General features: G+C 62.1%; 13 protein-coding genes. 2 read left to right on the plus strand and 11 right to left on the minus strand.

Translation table 11 applies throughout. From position 1 onward, the window contains the following. Positions 1 to 210: 210 nt before the first annotated feature. From PspCFBP13509_RS02530 to PspCFBP13509_RS02585, 11 genes are all read right to left on the minus strand, one after another. Positions 211 to 711, minus strand: a complete 501-nt coding sequence (locus tag PspCFBP13509_RS02530; RefSeq protein ID WP_242001047.1) for a hypothetical protein — start codon at positions 709 to 711, stop codon at positions 211 to 213. A gap of 38 nt (positions 712 to 749) precedes the next feature. Further along, positions 750 to 4,442, minus strand: a complete 3,693-nt coding sequence (locus PspCFBP13509_RS02535) for a hypothetical protein (RefSeq protein ID WP_137211514.1) — start codon at positions 4,440 to 4,442, stop codon at positions 750 to 752. Positions 4,443 to 4,595: 153 nt separating this feature from the next. Beyond that, positions 4,596 to 6,932: a putative bifunctional diguanylate cyclase/phosphodiesterase gene (locus PspCFBP13509_RS02540; protein WP_065948893.1), complete on the minus strand. Its 2,337-nt coding sequence runs from the start codon at positions 6,930 to 6,932 to the stop codon at positions 4,596 to 4,598. Positions 6,933 to 7,145: 213 nt separating this feature from the next. Then, the gene (locus PspCFBP13509_RS02545) at positions 7,146 to 8,318 is read right to left on the minus strand and encodes an ABC transporter substrate-binding protein (protein ID WP_065926582.1); all 1,173 of its coding nucleotides are present in this window, start codon (positions 8,316 to 8,318) and stop codon (positions 7,146 to 7,148) included. Further along, complete coding sequence (locus PspCFBP13509_RS02550; protein ID WP_065926583.1) at positions 8,315 to 9,289, minus strand: CobW family GTP-binding protein; 975 nt, start codon at positions 9,287 to 9,289, stop codon at positions 8,315 to 8,317. The genes PspCFBP13509_RS02545 and PspCFBP13509_RS02550 overlap by 4 nt, the downstream gene beginning before the upstream one ends. Positions 9,290 to 9,400: 111 nt before the next feature. Next, a complete protein-coding gene (locus PspCFBP13509_RS02560; protein ID WP_065926584.1) occupies positions 9,401 to 9,703 on the minus strand; it encodes a hypothetical protein in 303 nt (100 codons plus the stop codon). A gap of 13 nt (positions 9,704 to 9,716) precedes the next feature. After that, a complete protein-coding gene (locus PspCFBP13509_RS02565) occupies positions 9,717 to 10,466 on the minus strand; it encodes an SDR family NAD(P)-dependent oxidoreductase (RefSeq protein ID WP_137211515.1) in 750 nt (249 codons plus the stop codon). A 139-nt stretch (positions 10,467 to 10,605) separates the two neighbouring features. Beyond that, complete coding sequence (locus PspCFBP13509_RS02570; RefSeq protein WP_065926586.1) at positions 10,606 to 11,367, minus strand: SDR family NAD(P)-dependent oxidoreductase; 762 nt, start codon at positions 11,365 to 11,367, stop codon at positions 10,606 to 10,608. 10 nt (positions 11,368 to 11,377) lie between these two features. Beyond that, positions 11,378 to 12,718, minus strand: coding sequence for an MFS transporter (locus tag PspCFBP13509_RS02575; protein ID WP_065926587.1), 1,341 nt, complete (start codon positions 12,716 to 12,718; stop codon positions 11,378 to 11,380). Between the two features lie 140 nt (positions 12,719 to 12,858). After that, positions 12,859 to 13,737 (minus strand): polysaccharide deacetylase family protein, encoded by an 879-nt coding sequence (locus PspCFBP13509_RS02580; protein WP_003234086.1) that lies wholly within the window; start codon positions 13,735 to 13,737, stop codon positions 12,859 to 12,861. Positions 13,738 to 13,748: 11 nt separating this feature from the next. Then, positions 13,749 to 15,080 carry an amidase gene (locus PspCFBP13509_RS02585; RefSeq protein WP_137211516.1) on the minus strand — a complete coding sequence of 444 codons (1,332 nt, stop codon included), beginning with the start codon at positions 15,078 to 15,080 and terminating at the stop codon, positions 13,749 to 13,751. Positions 15,081 to 15,416: 336 nt separating this feature from the next. Here PspCFBP13509_RS02585 and PspCFBP13509_RS02590 point away from each other — a divergent pair, with 336 nt between their 5' ends. Together PspCFBP13509_RS02590 and lon are read left to right on the plus strand one after the other, a co-directional pair. Beyond that, positions 15,417 to 16,406 (plus strand): GntR family transcriptional regulator, encoded by a 990-nt coding sequence (locus PspCFBP13509_RS02590; RefSeq protein ID WP_137211517.1) that lies wholly within the window; start codon positions 15,417 to 15,419, stop codon positions 16,404 to 16,406. Between the two features lie 120 nt (positions 16,407 to 16,526). Continuing rightward, positions 16,527 to 18,947, plus strand: a complete 2,421-nt coding sequence (gene lon, locus PspCFBP13509_RS02595) for an endopeptidase La (RefSeq protein WP_065926590.1) — start codon at positions 16,527 to 16,529, stop codon at positions 18,945 to 18,947. The last annotated feature ends 29 nt before the right edge of the window (positions 18,948 to 18,976 follow it).

Genomic DNA, 18,976 nt, shown 5'->3' on the forward strand with positions numbered 1-18,976 from the left:
CAAAAAATGGAAAAAGAGCGGCCAGCCCTGGCACAACGAAGCACAGCCATGATGCCGCAAGCAAGGCAAAATGCCATCACTGATTATGAGATGAGGCTTGACCGTTGGTCGGCAAAAACCTATGCAATCGGTCAAGCTCTGTAGAGGATGTCGACCATTCAAGAGAAAGCTGTAGCCGAGCGCCCGTTTTTTCCGGCCGCCACGGCTACCTCAATCTACTGCCCTGGCCATGCTGGTTTGCGAACCGATCTCTACCGCAAACTTGCTGTTGAAGGGCAAGTAATGGTTGTAAGCCTCGGCAAAGGCTGTGGCGTCTGAAGAAGACAGCTTGATACCCGCGAGCGACGGATCCGTTGCCGCCCAACTCAAGTCATAGGCGCTGCCCATGGTTTTCCTCAGCACGTCGTTGAACAAGGTCGGCCCCGTGACTTCAAAAATCCTGGTCTGGTACTCATTGAACGTCTTTATCTGCTCGGCGGTAGGGGTTCCCTTCAAGTAAGGGCGATTACCTTCGAGCCATTGCTGATTGCCTTTGAAACGACGGTACAGCTCATCGCTGATATCGCGCAGCACAGGATTATTGGGATGACTTGCAAACACACTGGTGTTGTAGCCAATAAAATCGGTGTCTGCATAGGAAACATGCGAGTTCAATAACACCTGATTACCCGTCGCCTTGAGTTCCACCTCACCGATATTGGCCGTGACCACGTCATCACTGTCCAGGTAAATACCGCCCCGGTGGTTGATCAGCGGGTAACGTAATGCATCACTGGCCGCCGCGTAGTTTTGCCCCGCGCTTGGCGGAAGAACTGATAAACCTCGCCTGAATCCGATGCCTTGAAGGCTTTGAAAAAGGCATCATCGTTCAAGTTACGCACGTCCAGGTTGCGGCCTTTGCCCTGAAGTTGCGCTTTTATCTGCTCAAACACCTGCGGTGTGTCCGCATCGATATGCACAATGGTTTTATAAGCAGAGGTCTTTTCTGCGTTACTCAGAACAGTGGCGAGCCGATCATCCGGCATGCTGCCGCCCGCCCAGATGTAATTGATCTCCTTGGGGATGGCGGTGGCTGCCTGGGGAATAGGCAGCGCTGCAACGCGCACGGTTCTGATACTGCTGGGCGAAGGCAATGTGTCTTTGACTTTCAAGTATTCCTGTAACGGCCCGGCGCGCCAGTCGTAAGGCCCGGCTCGCCAGAAAACATCACCCAGCGCATCGCCCCGGCCGATTTTACGCCAAGCGCCCAGTTCGGCATCAAACCTGACTTCAGTCGTAAAGTTAGCGAGAAAGGTTATTTGCCCATCCCTCCTCACCACTTGCTCAACCTCGTCCATCGGCAGTTCAACCAGCTTGTAGTCCTGTGACGCAATGCCGTCTCCACCCTGTAACCCCAAGCGACGCCACTGTTCGTTGCCACGGTTGCTGAACAAGAACTCGGTTTGCCGGTTGGTCTTCGGGTTAATCAGCCGCGCCTGCACACTCCCCGGGCTGCCGGCCTGCGACACCTCGCGAACTTTATAAACCGAGGTTTTCCCCGAGCCGTCCGCGTTGCGAATGTACTGTGCGCCGTCCTCCCCTCGGTAGATACCCTGGCTGTCAGGCGTCAACCCCGCCAACTTCGCTTTACTGACCGCATACTTGTCGAAGTGCACATTATCAACGGCACCCGGCGCAACTGCGGGTGGGCTGACAGGGCGAAAATCCTTGAGCGCCGGGCCATAGGCCGTGCGAGTAGTGACATCGTAGGCATGCCACTTGCCCCGATGACGCTTGGCAATAACCTTCAATCCCTGCGTCGATGCACTCGCCAAACCCATCTCACCTTCGACAGCACCCGACATTTTTGCGTAGGCGTTGAGATTGAAACCCTGCCCCTGCAGCCATTTCAGTTCCCTGTGACCGGCCTGCCAGAGCGTTTTGATGCCTTGGGTGGCCCGCAGCCCCAAGCCCCCTAGACCTTCCACCGGGTTCAGACCGCTGAGGGCGGCCCGGAACAGGATGTCAGACGCCTTGAACGCTCGCGTTCCAAGCCGCTCAGTCACTTTGCCAGCCACCTTCGCCGCCGAACCCAGCCCCTTGCCGACTGGCACGACGAAACCAAAGATATCCAGCGCAAAATCGCGCACAGCAGCACCGACGTTTCCGTTGGCGGCATTCTCGATCGCGTTTTTGAGCGGAATCAAACCCGTGACAAAATCATGTCCGGCCTTGATCTGCGCCTCCTCATCTTCCACCGCCGTCGACCCGCGTGCGGCCGCTTTCATTGCTGCTGGGTCATACAGCAGGTGATTGGCCATGACCTCAGCAATCTGGCCGAAGCGAGGATGGTCGATAGTCGGAACCGCGTCGTCCATCGCCTTTCTGTCCTCGGGCAAGAGCGGCGCATTGAGTTTTTCGGTCAATAAATCATGGGAGTACGTGCCCGGTCGCGGGGCAGTGCCTGAACGGTAAGCCTCGTAGTCCAGCCATTCGCCGATCCCTTTGGCTTGACGGGCTGCATACCCCTCAGGATCCGCCACTCGGGGCGCTGGATTCGGCGGATTCCTGGGCAGGTCCTCGCGCTTTCGAATGAGCCCCTGCAACGGGAACAACTCATAGGACGCATGCTTGAAGTCGGCATAGGCCCAGCCAGTGTCACGCTTGTCCCTTGGGGTCAGGACCCGCATCCACAAACCGTAGCGCGCCACGGCGGCCTGCGCTTGGGCGTCGGACTCCAGCCCCTCGGCCTGGGCCTCACTGGCCTTGCGCAAGGAAAAAAACTCTACCTGGCCGGACGCGATGGTTTGCCTGTCGCTCAGCGGCAATTGCGAGAGTTGATGTGCGACCAATGTCGTGAGACTCGCCTTCAGGCCACTCACGTATGCATCGAATTGCTCATCGAAGATTTTTCCAACGTCAGGCAGCGGCGTGACCCTGTAATGCCGATTACCCAGGGAAAAATCGTGACGCACCCCTCGCGGGATACGGTCCATTTTGCCGGCCATGTAAATGTCCAGCAGTGAGTGCAGCTCACTCTCGCTGGCATCAATGTGGGTGATGCTGATGTTTGGGACTTCAAAAGAAACATCGTCTCCATAGGCTTTTTTCAGTTCGGCAAGCGCAATGTCTCTTCGGGTGGGCATCGTCGCGGCCAACTGACTCTGCGCCTTTTGCAGCCTGGTCATGGTTTCATTGAAGGTTGTCCGTAACCCATCCAGTTGTTCGGGCGTATACACCCTCGGATTGGCCGGGACTCTGCCCTGGGCAATGCCCCAATCGACCAGCGCCTGCTCCTGGGCGTGACGCTCGACGATTGCCTGAGTCAGCGAGACCGGACCATGGCTCTCACGCGTCATCCACTCGCCAAAAGGAATGCACGCGGCAACACCCGGTATCGCGTGTTCGCTGGCCTCAACCACTGCCGTGAGCCTCATCCAGGCGGGTGACCCCACCACCAGATTGGCGGGCATATCAGGCACAAGAAAGGTCGGTGCCGCGCCCACGAGCAGCAGCCAGGCCGCCGCAGGAGCCAAGGCGGAGGTGACTTTGCCCTGCGCCACCAAGTGCTGGCTCAATCGCTCCACTACCACGGCCGGGCTTACCCCCCAGTTGGCCGGCGCCAGCAAGTCATACCCGGCCACCTGCCCGCGTTGGCTGCCTGCGTGCGGGTCAAGTTCCAGCACCATCGCTGCCATCGCCCATTGAGCGGCGCTGGAAGGTGTAGATACGCCGTCGAAAGCCGCCTCGAGTTTTTTCCCCAACGCTTGGACTTCGGGACTTTCAATCATCTGTTCAATCCGCTGCACGACGCCTGCGGGTCGACTTGAATCAACGTGTTTCTCCTGAAAGAGCGCGAACAAACCCTTGCCAGGCGAAACCTCGGCCAGGGTCTGCGAGACCATCGCCTGCAGCCGACGCCTTTGCTCAGCGTCCAGCGCAAGCGGCATGGACAAAAGGCCCCAGTAGTTGCCCCGTTCAAGCGGCTCGGGCAGAGGGTTTGAACTCGCGTAGAGCAGGTCTGCCAGTTGTTCCGGGGTGTGTGGAACATTCAAGCCGGACTCCCTTAGAAACCAGGCCACCGGCACTTGCGAAGCAGGCTCAAGCCGATTTTCGCGTCCAAACGTTGAAAGGGCATCAGCAGGCATCATCTGACGGTCCAACAAGGTTGCAACCTTCAGGCTCGGGTTTTCCAGCGCGGCCTTTTGCACCGCCCCCAAGGCCGTTATCAGGCTCTGCGTGTTGCGGGTATTGCCAAGCCGTTCTCTCGCTTCATCCAGGCTCTGTTCCGAGCTAGACAGTGACCTTTGCAGCGAGCGCCCAGGGTTTACCTGCACGGCTGCGGGTGGCGAGCTTGAATCATGGATTTGGATGGGTTCGCGCTGATGCCCTTCCCAGGGCAGGGGCGACTGAAGTTCAGGGCGAGATTGGCCAGGGAGGACGGTTGTAGGAATGGTGCGCATGAATTGCCCCTCACAGGCCCGTCGAGAGCGGGCCAAGGTTAGGAAAGGCCGGAGAGAGTTCCGGAGTAACCTGAGTGCAACTTGGAGAAAAATCGGCGAGACGAAAATTTTAGAAGCTGTTTCACCCAGCCAAAACGGCATGGAATAGGTCAGTCACGGTGCCACCCGCTCACGCCGCATCCACCGCTCGAACGCCAGGGCATTCAACGGTCGGCTGATGAGATAGCCCTGGGCCGTGTCGCAGTTCCACTGTTTGAGCAACTTGAGACTAGGCTCGAACTCCACCCCTTCGGCCACCACCTTGAGCCCCAGGTTGTGGCTCATTTCGATGGTGGAGCGCACGATCACGCCGTCGCCCGTGGCGCTATCGAGGTTGCGCACGAACGACTGGTCGATCTTCAACTCCTGCACCGGCAGGCGCTGCAATTGCGCGAGTGAGGAGTAGCCGGTGCCGAAGTCATCCACCGACAGGCTGATGCCGCAGCCGCGCAGTTGCTCCAGCACGCTCAAGGCTTGTTGCGGGTTGTGCATGATCGCGCTTTCGGTGATCTCGAAAATCAGCTGCTGGGCGGGCACCTGGTAGTGCGCCAGCAAGGTGGTGACGCGGGTCGCCAGGTCATCATCGGCCAAGTCATCCACCGAGATGTTCACCGACAACTGAATGTGCATGCCGCGCTGCGACCACTCGCCGATCTGGCGGATGGCTTCTTCGATCACCCACAGGGTCAGGCCGCCCATGCTGCCGGTGCGCTCGGCCAGGGGGATGAATTCGGCGGGCGACACCAGCCCCAGGGTGGGATGCTGCCAGCGCAGCAGGGCTTCGGCCTGGCACACCTCGCCAAGCTTGAGGTCGAGCTTGGGCTGGTAGCACAGGTACAACTCGCCTTCGACGACGGCCCGGCGCAGGTCGCGGATCAGGGTGATCTGGCGCTGGTGGGCGAGGTCGCGGTCCTGCTGGTAGATCTGCAGATAACCCGGCAGCATCGCCGCATCGTGGCGGGCGATGGCGGCGCGACTGATCAACTCTTCCACCTGCTGGCCATCGGCGGGATAGGCGGCGATGCCGATGCTGACTTCGTGGCGCACTTCGTCATTGCCGATGCGCTGGGGCTCGGTGAGCAGTGCGTAGAGGCGGTCGGCGCGGGTCACTGCACGGTCGATCTCGGTGTTCTCCAGCAACAGCAGGAATTCGCTGCCGGTGATGCGCGCCGCGGTATCGCTGGCCAGAAGGCTCATGGACAAACACCGGCTGGCTTCACGCATCATCTCCTCCACGCCCTCGGGGCCGAAGCCTTCGTTGATCACCCGGTAGTTCTCGATGCCCAAGTACAGCAACACCACCGGCCGCCGCGCACTGATCGCGCTGCCCAGGCGCTCCATCGCCAGCGCCCGGTTGGGTAGACCGGTGAGTGGGTCGTGCAGGGCGTTGTGGGCCAGTTGCCGTTCGCGCACGGCGATGCCGCTTTGCATGGCGTTGAAGGCGCGTGCCAGCAAACCGAACTCATCCTGGCTGCGTACCCGCACCGGCGTGCGGTAATCACCGGCGCCGATGCGCCCCGCCGCCTCCACGAGGGCGTTGAGCGGGCGCGACACCCGCCGCGCCAGGAACAACGCGCCGGCCAACGACACCAGCAGCACCGCCAGGGCAATCCCGAGAAACTGCCGGTCCAGCGGCGCAAAGGATTCCAGCGCATGGTCCAGCGGGCTTTGCAGCAATACGCGCACGTCATCGCCGTCGCCGGTATTGGCCAATGGAAGCACGCGGCTGAGCACGCGCTGACCGTGGAACCCATGGATCTGTGCCTCAGGGTTGAGCGGAGCGTCGTGCAGCAGGCTGAGGGCGGTGGCCCGGTACGCGTCGGGCTGGGTGCTGAACAGCGGGCCGGGCGTGCCGTCCTGCACACTGAGAAACGACACTTCCAGGTTGCTCATGGAGCGCAGTTCATAGGCGAACAGTTGGTCCATGGCAAAGCCCATCACGATGCGCGCGATGGGCAACGGGTCGCGCACTTCATCCTGCACCAGCAGGTAAGGCCGCCCATCCAGGGCCACGATCACCATGTGCAGGCCATTGCGCCGCGCATGGCGCAAGGCGGCGTCATAGGGGAACGGCTGGCCGCGGGTGAGGATAGGGAGTGTGCTGACCATGACCTTGCCATCCAGGCCCAGCACAAACACGTCGCTGGAACGGATGCCGGTGCCGTGGCGACGCAGTGCCGCCAGGATCGGCGCGGGCTTGCCTCCGGCCACGGCCTGCTTGAACGGACCATCGCCGGCGAGCCAGTCGAGCCCGTATTGCAGGCGCCGCCCGCGCAGGTCCAGCAGACGCTCGAATACCTGGGTTCCGGTTTTCAGTTGGACTTGTGCCTGGTTCTCCACGGCACGGCGGGTGGCGCTCTTGACGGCGAAATAGGTGGCGGCGACCACCACCAGCAGCAACAGCGCCAACACCCCGGCGATGCGGGTTTGAAAGGTATGGCGCCATGTCATGGCAGTGCCCTCTGGCAGCGTTCGCCTCTCTCTGCCGCCGCGTCCCTTAGTCATGTGCAGTCCCTGCGCCCAAACCCGCCGTCAAAAAAACATCTATTTAGACTGGACATTTTGTTTTAGCAGAGTAGCTGGGACAGAGCAGAAGCGCACCGAATAAAACCGGGGATTTAACTGTCATTTTATTGGCGACAACCGCTTGGCCATACCCGCCTGTCAGCTGCGGGCGCGCATGAAGTCCCCCCAACGCCGCACCAGATAGTTGTGCTCATCCATGACCGAGTTCCACACCGCAATATGCCCCATGCGCTGCTCATAGGAGCCGCCATCGCGCACCTCGCCGATATCGATCAACGGCAACCCATCACTGCCGAGCAGCTCCTCCCGCGCAGGCTTGCCGGCGTACCAGTAATCCCACTCGGCACTGCTCAGGTGATCACGGCTGCGCGCCGGGTTGCCGATGTAGTAACCCTGGCGCGCCATCACCGCGCCCGGCCAGCCGGACAACCACCAATTGAGGTACGCGTAGGCCGCGTCCAGCACCGGCCCCTGGGCATGGCGCGACAATGACAAGCCGCCGAACCAGGCGCGATAGCCTTCGCGGGGCACCGCCAGGCGGTATTTCACCCCGGCGCGGTGCAGGCGCATCAAGGTTGGCGACCACAGGCTCTGGATATCGATGCTCGGGCTGAGCATCAGTTGCGCCGCCTCTTCATCGTCGGACCAAAACGCAGCGAAATGCCCTTCCTTCTGCTTGCGCACCAGAATATCGGCGAGCACGTCGATCTCTTCGATGCTCATATTGCCTATGTCGTTGAAGCGCGCCAGCCCCGCGCCCTGTACCGCCAGCGCCGCATCCAGTGCACCGATGGCGGCGTCGCTTTGCAGTGCCGTGCGGGCACGCCAGGCCGGGTCCAGCAGCCAGCCCCAGCTTTCGTTGCCGTGGCAAAAACCCTCGGGCAGGCGCTCGGGGCGGTAGGCAAAACTGTCCGCATTGTGGGTAAGGGGCAGCATGCTGATGCGTTCGGTGACGGTGCTGCCCAGGCTGCCATCGTGCTGCACGAACAACCGCTCACTGGGCACACTGCCGCTGCCCAGCCGGTCGTTGGGTGACAGGCGACCGCGCTTGGGCAAGTCGTTGATCTCGTGCCACAGCGCGATGCGCCGCGTGTCAATGGGCTGGATCGCCCGGGCCGGCCACACGAAGTCGACGTTGTGAAACCATTGGTCGTACAGGTCGTAGCTGTCGGGCTGCATCACTGCGATGCGCTGGGCCTGTTCCACATCGTGCACCTGGTACACGAGGCGAATCCCCAGTTCCTGTTCGGCGCGCACGCGCAGGCATTCGAGCAAAGTGACCGAGGTGCCGAGCACTCGTAAGGTGATCATTCGGCGAACCGCCGCGAGAACACCTCAAACGAGCGCTGCAGCAGCGCGGGGTCCAGGCCACGCAGGATAAACACCAGCCGCGATTGCCGCTCGGTGCCTGGCCACGTGGGCAGATGGACCGGGGCATGCAGGCAATGCTGCACGCCATGAATGACGATGGGGGCGTTACTGGCGTTCACGTTGAGCAGTCCTTTGACGCGAAGGATTCGTTCGCCGTGGCATCTTAACAGCATCGACAACCACACCCCGAAGCCGACCCAGTCCAGCGGCTGGTCAAAGGTCATACTGCACACTTGGGCCGCCCCATGGCTGGCGCTGGTGGTCTGGTGCAATTGCCAGCGGCTGACTTCCAGGGCGGGTTCGGCACTGCGCAGGCCTTCGCCGAGCAACAGTTGGTCGCCACTGTGGATAGCGTGGGTATCGAGGATCGGCGTACCGGTGTTGAGCGCCTGCAGGTGCGCACGCAGCGGTTCGCAGTCATCCACAAGATCAGTCTTGCTCAGCAGCAAACGGTCTGCGGCCGCAACCTGGGCCAGCCATTCCGGGTGCAGGCGTTCCTGCAACGCGGCGTGGCTGGCGTCGACCAGCGTCACCACCAGGCCGATATGAAAACGCCCGCGCAGTTGCACATCGTTGTTCAAGGTGGCGAGGATCGGGGCCGGGTCGGCCAGGCCGGTGGTCTCGAGGATCACCCGTTTGAACGCAGGAATTTCGCCACGCTCGCGGCGTTGCAACAGGCCGAGCAACGCGTCCTTGAGCTCGCCACGGATGGAGCAGCAAATGCATCCGCTGGGCAGCAGCACAGTGTTCGGCGCGACTTCTTCCACCAGCAGATGGTCGATGCCGATATCGCCGAATTCGTTGATCAGCAACGCGGTGTCGCCCAGGCTTTCGCCTTGCAGCAGGCGCTGGAGCAAGGTGGTCTTGCCACTGCCGAGGAAGCCGGTGATCACATTTAGAGCAATGCTCATATTTACCTCCACGCCCGGTAGGAGCGAGCTTGCTCGCGAAAAACCCGAGAGCGCCACGTACATCCAGACAACACGCGTTATCGTTGACGTTTTTCGCGAGCAAGCTCGCTCCTACAGTGGGGTGTTTTCCAGGTGGTCAAGCAGACGCGGATCAAGGGGATCCAGCGGCCGGCCGAGCATGGCTTCAGCTGCCTGCCACAGTTGATCCAAGCCGCTCGCCAGTGCCTGTTTACCGGTGGCGCCCAACAGCAGATAAGACGCGCCCTGGAAGTCTTCGACCTTGAGCCGGAACACCGCCAGCACCTGGTTGATCGCGGCGATACGGCGCAGGCGTTCGCGGCGCCTGGGCAATTCATCACCCAAGGGGTCGCTCCAGTGCAGGTCTTCGCCGAGCAATCCGCAGAGTCCGCACATGGCTACACCCCGCTCATGGCATGACATCGCCGGAGTTCGGGCCCAGGGTCTGGCCGACGAACAGGTTGCCACCCGGTTCACTGGCCAGCAGCACGGCGGTGGGCGCCACTTCGTCTGCCAGGCCGAAGCGCCCCAAGGGCAGCTCCTTGGCCTTGGCGCGCTTCCAATCGTCGCTGATACCGCCCACTAACGGCGTCTCGATCGGTCCGGGGGCGATGGCATTGACCAGCACATTGTCCTTGGCCACCTCCAACGCCAGGGACTTGGTAAAACCGATCACTCCAGCCTTGGCGGCCGCGTAGTGAGTCAGTTCGGCGCCGCCCTTGATACCCAGTTGCGAAGCCACGTTGATGATCCGTCCCCAACGCTGCGCGAGCATATGGGGCAAGGCACGTTGGCTGGCGACGAACACGCTGGTGAGGTCCACGCGCAGCATGTCGTTCCACATTTCGATGGACAGGTCGACGCAACGCGCCTGGGTGAGCATCCCGGCATTGTTGACCAGGATATCGATGCCGCCGAAGTGGTCGACGCAACGGTCGACACTGGCCTGGGCGCCTTCGACCGTGCCCACATCGGCCACGCACTCGACCACCTCGGCGCCCAGGTTACGGCAGGTGATCGCGGTTTCGGCGAGGCTGGCGGAGTTGCGGTCGGCCAATAACAGGCGCGCGCCTTCAACGGCATAGGCGCGGGCGATGGCGGCACCGATGCCGCTGCCGGCGCCGGTGATCACGGCGCGGCGGTCAGTCAGTTGGAACATGTTAAATCTCCTGAAGCAAACACAGTTTCAATGTGGGAGGGGGCTTGCTCCCGATAGCGGTGGTTCAGTTAGAACTGCTGTGACTGACCCACCGCTATCGGGAGCAAGCCCCCTCCCACATTTGGATTGAGTACATCAGTCAGTCGGGCCAGCGTACGGTCAGGCCGCCGTCGATAACGATGCTCTGCCCGGTCAAATAGCTCGACGCTTCACTGGTCAAGAACTGCACCAGCGACGCCACTTCATCCGCGCGCCCTACCCGCCCCAACGGAATCGCTCGCGCCGCTTTTGCCAGACCTTCCGGACCCAGCGAGTTCTTCGCATCCAGCGACTGCGGCGTCTCGATCAACCCCGGGATCACCGCATTGCAGCGAATGCCCAGGGGCGCCAATTCCACCGCCAGCGAACGGCACAACCCCGGCACACCGGCCTTGGCCGCAGCGTAATGGCTGTGGTCGTGCCAGCCATACACGCCGCCGGCAATCGAAGAGATCGCCACCAGCGCGCCGCCTTCGTTCATATGCCGCGTCGCCGCGCGGAAGGTGCGCATCACCCCGGTCAGGTCGACATTGAGCATCTCGTTCCATAACTCGTCGGTCATTTCCAGCAGCGGCGCACGGCGCAGCAAACCGGCGTTGGCCACCGCGTAATCCAGCCGACCGAAATGCTGTACCGCCTGTTCGGCGAGGGCGTCCACCGAGACGGTATCGCCCACGTCCAGCGGCAACATCAGGCACTCGCCCCCCGCCTCTTCCACCAACGACACGGTGGTGCCCGGGTCGTGGGGATCGGCCGGGTAATACCCGCCCACCACCGCCACGCCACAACGTGCATAGGCCACGGCGAGGGCTTGGCCGATGCCACTGGCGGCGCCGGTAATCAAGGCAACTTTACGGCTCATCGAACTCTCCTTACTGAACGGTTTCCGGACGCACATGGCGGGCGGCAAACATCAGGGCGCCGGACAAGAAGCACGGCAGCGCGCCGAACCACAGCGCGGCGGTCTGCCAGTCACTGCCGGCGGACAACACCTGGGTCGCACCAAAGCCCGCGACCACGGCACCAATCGGGCCCATGGCATGGATGATCGCGCCGCCGGTGGCGCGGATGCTGGTGGGGAAACTTTCACTGATAAAGAACAGCGCCGCCGAGTACGGCCCGATCAGGAAGAACAGGCCCAGGCTGTACAACCCGACCACCATCGGCATATTGCTTGGGCCAAACAGCATGCCGGCAAACGCCAGGCCGCCGAGCATCCAACCCAGGCCGATCACATTGCGACGGCCGATCTTGTCGCCCATCCAGCCGTGGCTGAGGTAGCCGCAGTAACCCACCAGGTTGGACAGCACGAGGATGATCAGCGAGTTCTCGAACGAGATGTGGTGCACGCTGACGATCACCGAGGTGCCGAGCACGCTGAACACCTGGATCGCTGCCCAGTTGAGCAGCAGCGCAGCGCCGATCACCAGGGTGGCGCGACGGGCCGGGCCACGGAAGGCCGCCTTGAGGCCGGCCTTGCTGTGTTCGTCGTAGTCCACACCGTAGGTCACGGCAACGTTTTGTGCTTCTTTCACCGCGCCGCTTTTACGCAACTGACTGATGCGCTGGTGGATCTGGAATTGCGGGCTCTCCTTGAGCTTGCGCGCCATGATCGCGATCACCACCGCCGGGATCGCGGCGAAGATGAAGCAACCCTGCCAGCCGATGATCGGCAGCAACAGCGCGGTCAAGCCGGCGGCGATCAACGCACCGACCGGCCAGCCGCCCTGCACGAGGCTGTAGATGAAGCCGCGGCGCTTGGTCAGTCGCGGGTCTTCCGAGGCGCCATACAGCTCGGTCAAATAGGTGGCGTTGACGGTTTCTTCGGCATACCCCAGGCCGCCCAGCGAACGAATCAGAATCAGCGGCGACTTGCCCCACGCCCCGCCAATGGCGGTCAGCGCCGAGCACAGTGCGGAACCGGCCACGGTGAAAATAATCCCTTTGCGCCGCCCCAGCTTGTCGACGATCGGCCCGATGGCCAAGGCAACCACGGCGGTACCCACCGCCACCCAGGTCGCGATTTCAGCCTGCTCCACTTCACCCCAGCCGAAGTGTCGGCCGATCTCCGGCAGCAAGGTGCCGAACAGGATGAAGTCGTACACCGCAAACACCCAGGCGAAAAACGCGATCCAGGTGGCGAAGCGCACTTCCTGGGACGTCAGTTGCCGGGGTTTCCAGCCAGTCAGGTCAAGCTTGTTGTAGATGGACATAATCGCGCCTCGGGAGGTGGAGTGGGCTTTCTGTAGGAGCGTGCTTGCTCGCGAAAATCGTCAACGATGACGCGGGCATCCTGAATGCACGCGGTGCTCTCAGGCTTTTCGCGAGCAAGCTCGCTCCTACAGGGTTGGGATCAGGTACGCGGTTGGCGGCGGATAAAGTCGTCGGCGATTTCGTCGAAGGTGACGAAGCGCACGCCGGCATGGCTCTGGATGTGTTCGATCAAGCGTTCAAGCATCAGCAGCACTTGCGGGCGGCCGGACACGTCGGGATGGATGGTCATGGTGAATACCGCGTGTTCGTGCTCGCGGTAGACCCAGTCGAACTGGTCGCGCCACATTTCTTCGAGGTGGCGCGGGTTGACGAAGCCGTGGCTGTTGGGGGCTTTCTTGATGAACATCATCGGCGGCAGGTCGTCGAGGTACCAGTTGGCCGGGATCTCCACCAGATCGGTTTCTTCGCCGCGCACCAGGGGTTTCATCCAGGTGTCGGGGTGCTGGCTGTAGTCGATCTTGGTCCAGCTGTCGCCCTTGCGCACGTAGTAGGGATGGAAGTCGTTGTGCATCAGGCTGTGGTCGTACTTGATGCCTTTTTTCAGCAACAGCTCGTTGGTGACCTTGCTGAATTCCCACCACGGCGCGACGTAGCCGGTGGGGCGTTTGCCGGTGACTTGGGTGATCAACTCGATGGATTTATCGAGGACGATTTCTTCCTGCTCGGCGGTCATCGCAATCGGGTTTTCGTGGCTGTAGCCATGCACGCCGATTTCGTGGCCGGCGTCGGCCACGGCCTTCATCTGCTCGGGGAAGGTTTCCATCGAGTGGCCGGGGATAAACCAGGTGGTGCGCAGGCCGTAGCGCTCGAACAGTTTGAGCAGGCGCGGCGCACCGATTTCACCGGCGAACAGGCCGCGGGAGATGTCGTCGGGCGAGTCTTCGCCGCCATAGGAACCGAGCCAGCCGGCGACGGCGTCGACGTCGACGCCAAATGCACAGAGGATGTCTTTAGCCATGGTGTGTCTCCTTAAAAGTTAAGTACGGACTCGACGGACAAGGCCGCACGCAACAGCCGCGCGTCTTCTCCGCTCGGGGCGCTCAGCAGCAGCCCGGTGGGCAGGCCCTGGGCATCGCGGCCACTGGGTAAGCTGACGCCTGGCATGTCGAGAAAGCTGCCGGGCATGGTCAGGCGCAGGGTGGCGAGGTTGGTTTTGACGAACAGTTCGTCGTCGGCCTCAAGCGGTGCCAACGCCGGGGCGACATGGGCGACGGTGGGGGTGATCAGGATCGCGCCGTCAAGCGCGTCGAGCAGTTGCTGTTGCAGGCGACGGCGTGCGTCGGTCAGGTGGATCAACTGGCTGGCCGGCAATGCGCGCGCGGCTTCAAGGCGGCGGCGCACACGGGGGTCGAGGTGTTCGGCGTCAGCACTGTCGAGCAGGTCCTGGTGCAGGGCGAAGGCTTCGAACGCGCCGAGCCAGCCTTGGTGCTTGATCAGGTCCAGGGTGGCCTGGAACGGGGTGCTTTCACGCTCTTCAATCAGCGCACCGTCCGCCTTCAGTCGCTCAACGGCGCGCAGCAGGTTGTTGCGCACGGCAGGCTCCACGTCAGCCAGCACACCCTGTTCCAACACAAAACGCTGCCCTTTCAGGCGACGGGCACTGTGCTGCCGGGCACGGCCATGGAGCAGGTCGTCGATGGCCAAGGCATCGCGCACGCTGCGGGTCAACGGGCCAAGGCTGTCGAGGGAACGGGCCAGGGGAAACACACCGTCGCGGCTGTAGCGTCGGCTGCTGCTGCGGTACCCCACCAGGCCGTTGAGCGCTGCCGGAATGCGGATGGAGCCTGCGGTGTCGGTGCCCATGGCGATCGGCACGATACCGGCCGCAACCGCCACCGCCGACCCGGACGACGAGCCGCCGGGAATGCGCGCCTGGTCCGTGTCATGGGGATTGTGCGGCGTGCCGAAATGCGGGTTCAGACCCAAACCGGAATAGGCGAGTTCGCTGAGGTTGGTCTTGCCGACGCTGACCATCCCGGCACGGCACAACAGGCCAACGCTGGGGGCGTCGAGCAACGCGGCGGGCGCAGTACGGCGGTAAGCGGCGCCGGCGGTGGTGATGCTGCCGGCTACGTCGAACAGGTCTTTCCAGGCCAGGGGCACGCCATCGAACACGCTCAAGGGCTGGCCGGCACGCCACCGGGCGGCGGACGCTTCGGCTTCACGGCGGGCGCGCTCGGCGGTCAGGGCAATAAATACGCTGGTCGAGCGGCTCGCTTGATCGAGTGCCTGCTCAAGGACTTGCACCGGGTCGCTGCGACCGCTGGCGAAATCCTCGGCCAGTGAAGTGGCGTCTGACATCAGGGAAACCTCATAAAACGTACATATTAATAAAATGTACATTTTACAAAGGCAGCTTTCGTGCCAGTCTCTGCGTAGCGCTCTTGGCGCGATTACGCATTCTTACCCAGAGCTACAGGATAGATGGTGTTGATCGATGGAAAAAAATCTTGCGCCACGGTTACGAAGCGTCCTCAATGAAATAATGTATCTTTTATTAATAAGTACATTTTGGTGCAGAAAAGTAACATTCCTACATTCAAGGCCCCAAAAAAGTGCCACCGACGTGGCGCAGAGTGACAGGCGCAACTTATGAGAGAATCCCCGGCCATCGTCCTACATGCCTTTGAGAAATCGATGAAAGCAGTGTCCGCCTCGGCCTCCCGTTACGCGATGATTCACCAGGTGTTGCGCGACGCGATCGTCAATGGCACCGCCCGCCATGGCCTGGTATTGCTGGAAGCGCCCCTGGCCGAGCTGTTCGGCACCAGCCGCGTGCCGGTGCGCAAGGCGCTGGACCTGCTGCACGCTGAGGGCTTGATCTGCCGTTTCAACGGCCGGGGCTACCTGATCAACCCCGACGGCCTGGCCATGGAGCCGTTGCGCCTGCCCTTGAGCCATGGGCACCTGGGCCTCAATGGCGAAGCCGAACTGGTGGACACCCGGCCGCTGGGCGAGCGCATCGTCGAGGAAATCGGCGCGGCGCTGTCCACCTGTATCGCCTTTGGCCATTACCGCCTGGATGAGCAAGCCGCCGCCGACCACTACGGCGTCAGCCGCGCGGTGGTGCGTGAAGCGCTGATGCGCCTGCGCGACCGCGGCCTGGTGGAAAAAGAGCCCTATTCCCAATGGCTGGCGGGGCCCTTGACCGCGCGGGAAGTCACCGAAGATTACGAACTGCGCGCCTGCCTGGAACCCGAAGCCCTGCGCCAGAGTGCCCCGAACCTCGACCGCGACATGCTGGAAGCCATGCTGCAGCGCGTGCTGGATGCCCAGGACAGCCCCCAGTGCAGCCTGGAAGCCATCGAGCAGATCGAAGAGGACCTGCACCAGCACTGCCTGGCCGGCCTGCAAAACCGCAAGATTGCCGCGCTGATTCGCCAGGGCCAGAGCCCGATGATCATCAGCCGGATTTTTTACCGATTGCTGGGGATCGGCGCTGATCCGGCGATGCTTGCCGAACATCGATTGATTCTGGAGCTGCTGCTGCATGGCGCATTCGATGCGGCGGCGTTGAACCTGCGCGAGCATTTGCAGCGGGCGCGGCAGCGGATGTTGCAGCGCCTGAAAGTGCTCTCGGTGCTGCCAGAACAGCCACTCCCCACCTACCTCCACAAAATCAGCTGACCCATATTGACCAATGTCGCCGCAGTAATTTCCTGCAATATGTTGCTATCTCACCCCCACCATTGAAACCACTGCTGCCCCGCCCCATCTAAGCTGCATACTTCCTTATGCAGGTGCCCCATGAGCGACCAGCAAGAATTCCCTGATTACGACCTCAACGATTACGCCGACCCCGAAAACGCTGAAACCCCTTCGTCCAATACCGGCCTGGCCCTGCCTGGGCAAAACCTGCCGGACAAGGTCTACATCATCCCGATCCACAATCGGCCGTTCTTCCCGGCGCAAGTGCTGCCGGTGATCGTCAACGAAGAGCCGTGGGCCGAGACCCTGGAGCTGGTGAGCAAATCCGACCATCACTCCCTGGCCCTGTTCTTCATGGACACGCCGCCGGAAGATCCACGCCATTTCGACACCTCCGCCCTGCCGCTGTACGGCACCCTGGTGAAGGTGCACCACGCCAGCCGCGAGAACGGCAAGCTGCAATTCGTCGCCCAGGGCCTGACCCGCGTGCGGATCAAGACCTGGCTCAAGCACCACCGCCCACCGTACCTGGTGGAAGTGGAATACCCGCACCAGCCGAGCGAGCCGACCGACGAGGTCAAGGCCTACGGCATGGCGCTGATCAATGCGATCAAGGAACTGCTGCCGCTCAACCCGCTGTACAGCGAAGAGCTGAAGAACTACCTCAACCGCTTCAGCCCCAACGACCCGTCGCCCCTCACCGACTTCGCCGCCGCGCTGACCTCGGCCACAGGCAATGAGCTGCAGGAAGTGCTGGACTGCGTGCCGATGCTCAAGCGCATGGAAAAAGTCCTGCCGATGCTGCGCAAGGAGGTGGAAGTCGCGCGCCTGCAAAAAGAACTCTCCGCCGAGGTGAACCGCAAGATCGGCGAACACCAGCGCGAGTTCTTCCTCAAGGAACAGCTCAAGGTCATCCAGCAGGAACTGGGCCTGACCAAGGACGACCGCAGCGCCGACGTCGAACAGTTCGAGCAACGCCTGGAAGGCAAGGTGCTGCCGGCCCAGGCGAAAAAACGTATCGATGAAGAACTGAACAAACTGTCGATCCTCGAAACCGGCTCGCCGGAATACGCCGTCACGCGCAATTACCTGGACTGGGCCACCTCGGTGCCCTGGGGCGTGTATGGCGAGGACAAACTCGACCTCAAGCACGCACGCAAGGTGCTGGACAAGCACCATGCCGGCCTGGATGACATCAAGAGCCGCATCCTCGAGTTCCTCGCGGTGGGCGCCTATAAAGGCGAGGTCGCTGGCTCCATCGTGCTGCTGGTGGGCCCGCCGGGCGTGGGCAAGACCAGCGTGGGCAAGTCCATCGCCGAGTCCCTCGGGCGGCCGTTCTATCGCTTCAGCGTCGGCGGCATGCGCGACGAGGCCGAGATCAAGGGCCATCGCCGCACCTACATCGGCGCCCTGCCGGGCAAGCTGGTGCAGGCGCTCAAGGATGTGGAAGTGATGAACCCGGTGATCATGCTCGACGAGATCGACAAGATGGGCCAGAGCTTCCAGGGCGATCCGGCTTCGGCACTCCTGGAAACCCTCGACCCGGAGCAGAACGTCGAATTCCTCGACCACTACCTGGACCTGCGCCTGGACCTGTCCAAGGTGCTGTTCGTGTGCACCGCCAACACCCTGGACTCGATTCCCGGCCCGCTGCTGGACCGTATGGAAGTGATTCGCCTGTCGGGCTATATCACCGAAGAAAAAGTCGCCATCGCCAAACGCCACCTGTGGCCAAAACAGCTGGAAAAAGCCGGCGTTTCGAAAAACAGCCTGAGCATCAGTGACGGCGCCCTGCGCGCACTGATCGACGGGTACGCCCGTGAAGCCGGGGTGCGCCAGCTGGAGAAACAACTGGGCAAACTGGTGCGCAAGGCGGTGGTCAAGCTGCTGGACGAACCGAACTCGGTGATCAAGATCGGCAACAAGGACCTGGAAAGCTCCCTCGGCATGCCGGTGTTCCGCAACGAACAGGTGCTGTCGGGTACCGGCGTGATCACCGGCCTGGCCTGGACCAGCATGGGTGGCGCGACCCTGCCGATCGAGGCGACCCGTATCCACACCCTCAATCGCGGCTTCAAGCTCACCGGGCAGCTGGGTGAGGTGATGAAAGAGTCCGCCGAAATCGCCTACAGCTACATCAGCTCCAACCTGAAGTCGTTTGGCGGCGATCCGAAGTTCTTCGACGAAGCCTTCGTGCACTTGCACGTACCGGAAGGCGCCACGCCGAAGGACGGCCCGAGCGCCGGGGTGACCATGGCCAGCGCGCTGCTGTCCCTGGCGCGCAATCAAGCGCCGAAAAAAGGCGTGGCCATGACCGGCGAACTGACGTTGACCGGGCATGTGCTGCCGATTGGCGGGGTACGCGAGAAGGTGATTGCGGCGCGCCGCCAGAAGATTCACGAGCTGATTTTGCCGGAGCCCAATCGCGGCAGTTTTGAAGAGTTGCCGGAGTACCTGAAGGAGGGCATGACCGTGCACTTTGCCAAGCGCTTTGCGGATGTGGCGAAGGTGCTCTTCTGATACCTCATTAGCCCGAGTGGGCCCCTGTG

The sequence above is a fragment of the Pseudomonas sp. CFBP13509 genome, from assembly GCF_005233485.1.
GTDB classification, from domain to species: Bacteria; Pseudomonadota; Gammaproteobacteria; order Pseudomonadales; family Pseudomonadaceae; genus Aquipseudomonas; species Aquipseudomonas marginalis.

Coding starts and splice junctions, on each gene's coding strand:
- PspCFBP13509_RS02585 (WP_137211516.1), bottom strand. CDS start 15,080: ATGTCAGACGCCACTTCACTGGCCGAGGATTTCGCCAGCGGTCGCAGC.
- PspCFBP13509_RS02570 (WP_065926586.1), bottom strand. CDS start 11,367: ATGAGCCGTAAAGTTGCCTTGATTACCGGCGCCGCCAGTGGCATCGGC.
- PspCFBP13509_RS02550 (WP_065926583.1), bottom strand. CDS start 9,289: ATGAGCATTGCTCTAAATGTGATCACCGGCTTCCTCGGCAGTGGCAAG.
- PspCFBP13509_RS02545 (WP_065926582.1), bottom strand. CDS start 8,318: ATGATCACCTTACGAGTGCTCGGCACCTCGGTCACTTTGCTCGAATGC.
- PspCFBP13509_RS02590 (WP_137211517.1), top strand. CDS start 15,417: ATGAAAGCAGTGTCCGCCTCGGCCTCCCGTTACGCGATGATTCACCAG.
- PspCFBP13509_RS02575 (WP_065926587.1), bottom strand. CDS start 12,718: ATGTCCATCTACAACAAGCTTGACCTGACTGGCTGGAAACCCCGGCAA.
- PspCFBP13509_RS02565 (WP_137211515.1), bottom strand. CDS start 10,466: ATGTTCCAACTGACTGACCGCCGCGCCGTGATCACCGGCGCCGGCAGC.
- PspCFBP13509_RS02540 (WP_065948893.1), bottom strand. CDS start 6,932: ATGACATGGCGCCATACCTTTCAAACCCGCATCGCCGGGGTGTTGGCG.
- PspCFBP13509_RS02560 (WP_065926584.1), bottom strand. CDS start 9,703: ATGTGCGGACTCTGCGGATTGCTCGGCGAAGACCTGCACTGGAGCGAC.
- lon (WP_065926590.1), top strand. CDS start 16,527: ATGAGCGACCAGCAAGAATTCCCTGATTACGACCTCAACGATTACGCC.
- PspCFBP13509_RS02580 (WP_003234086.1), bottom strand. CDS start 13,737: ATGGCTAAAGACATCCTCTGTGCATTTGGCGTCGACGTCGACGCCGTC.
- PspCFBP13509_RS02535 (WP_137211514.1), bottom strand. CDS start 4,442: ATGCGCACCATTCCTACAACCGTCCTCCCTGGCCAATCTCGCCCTGAA.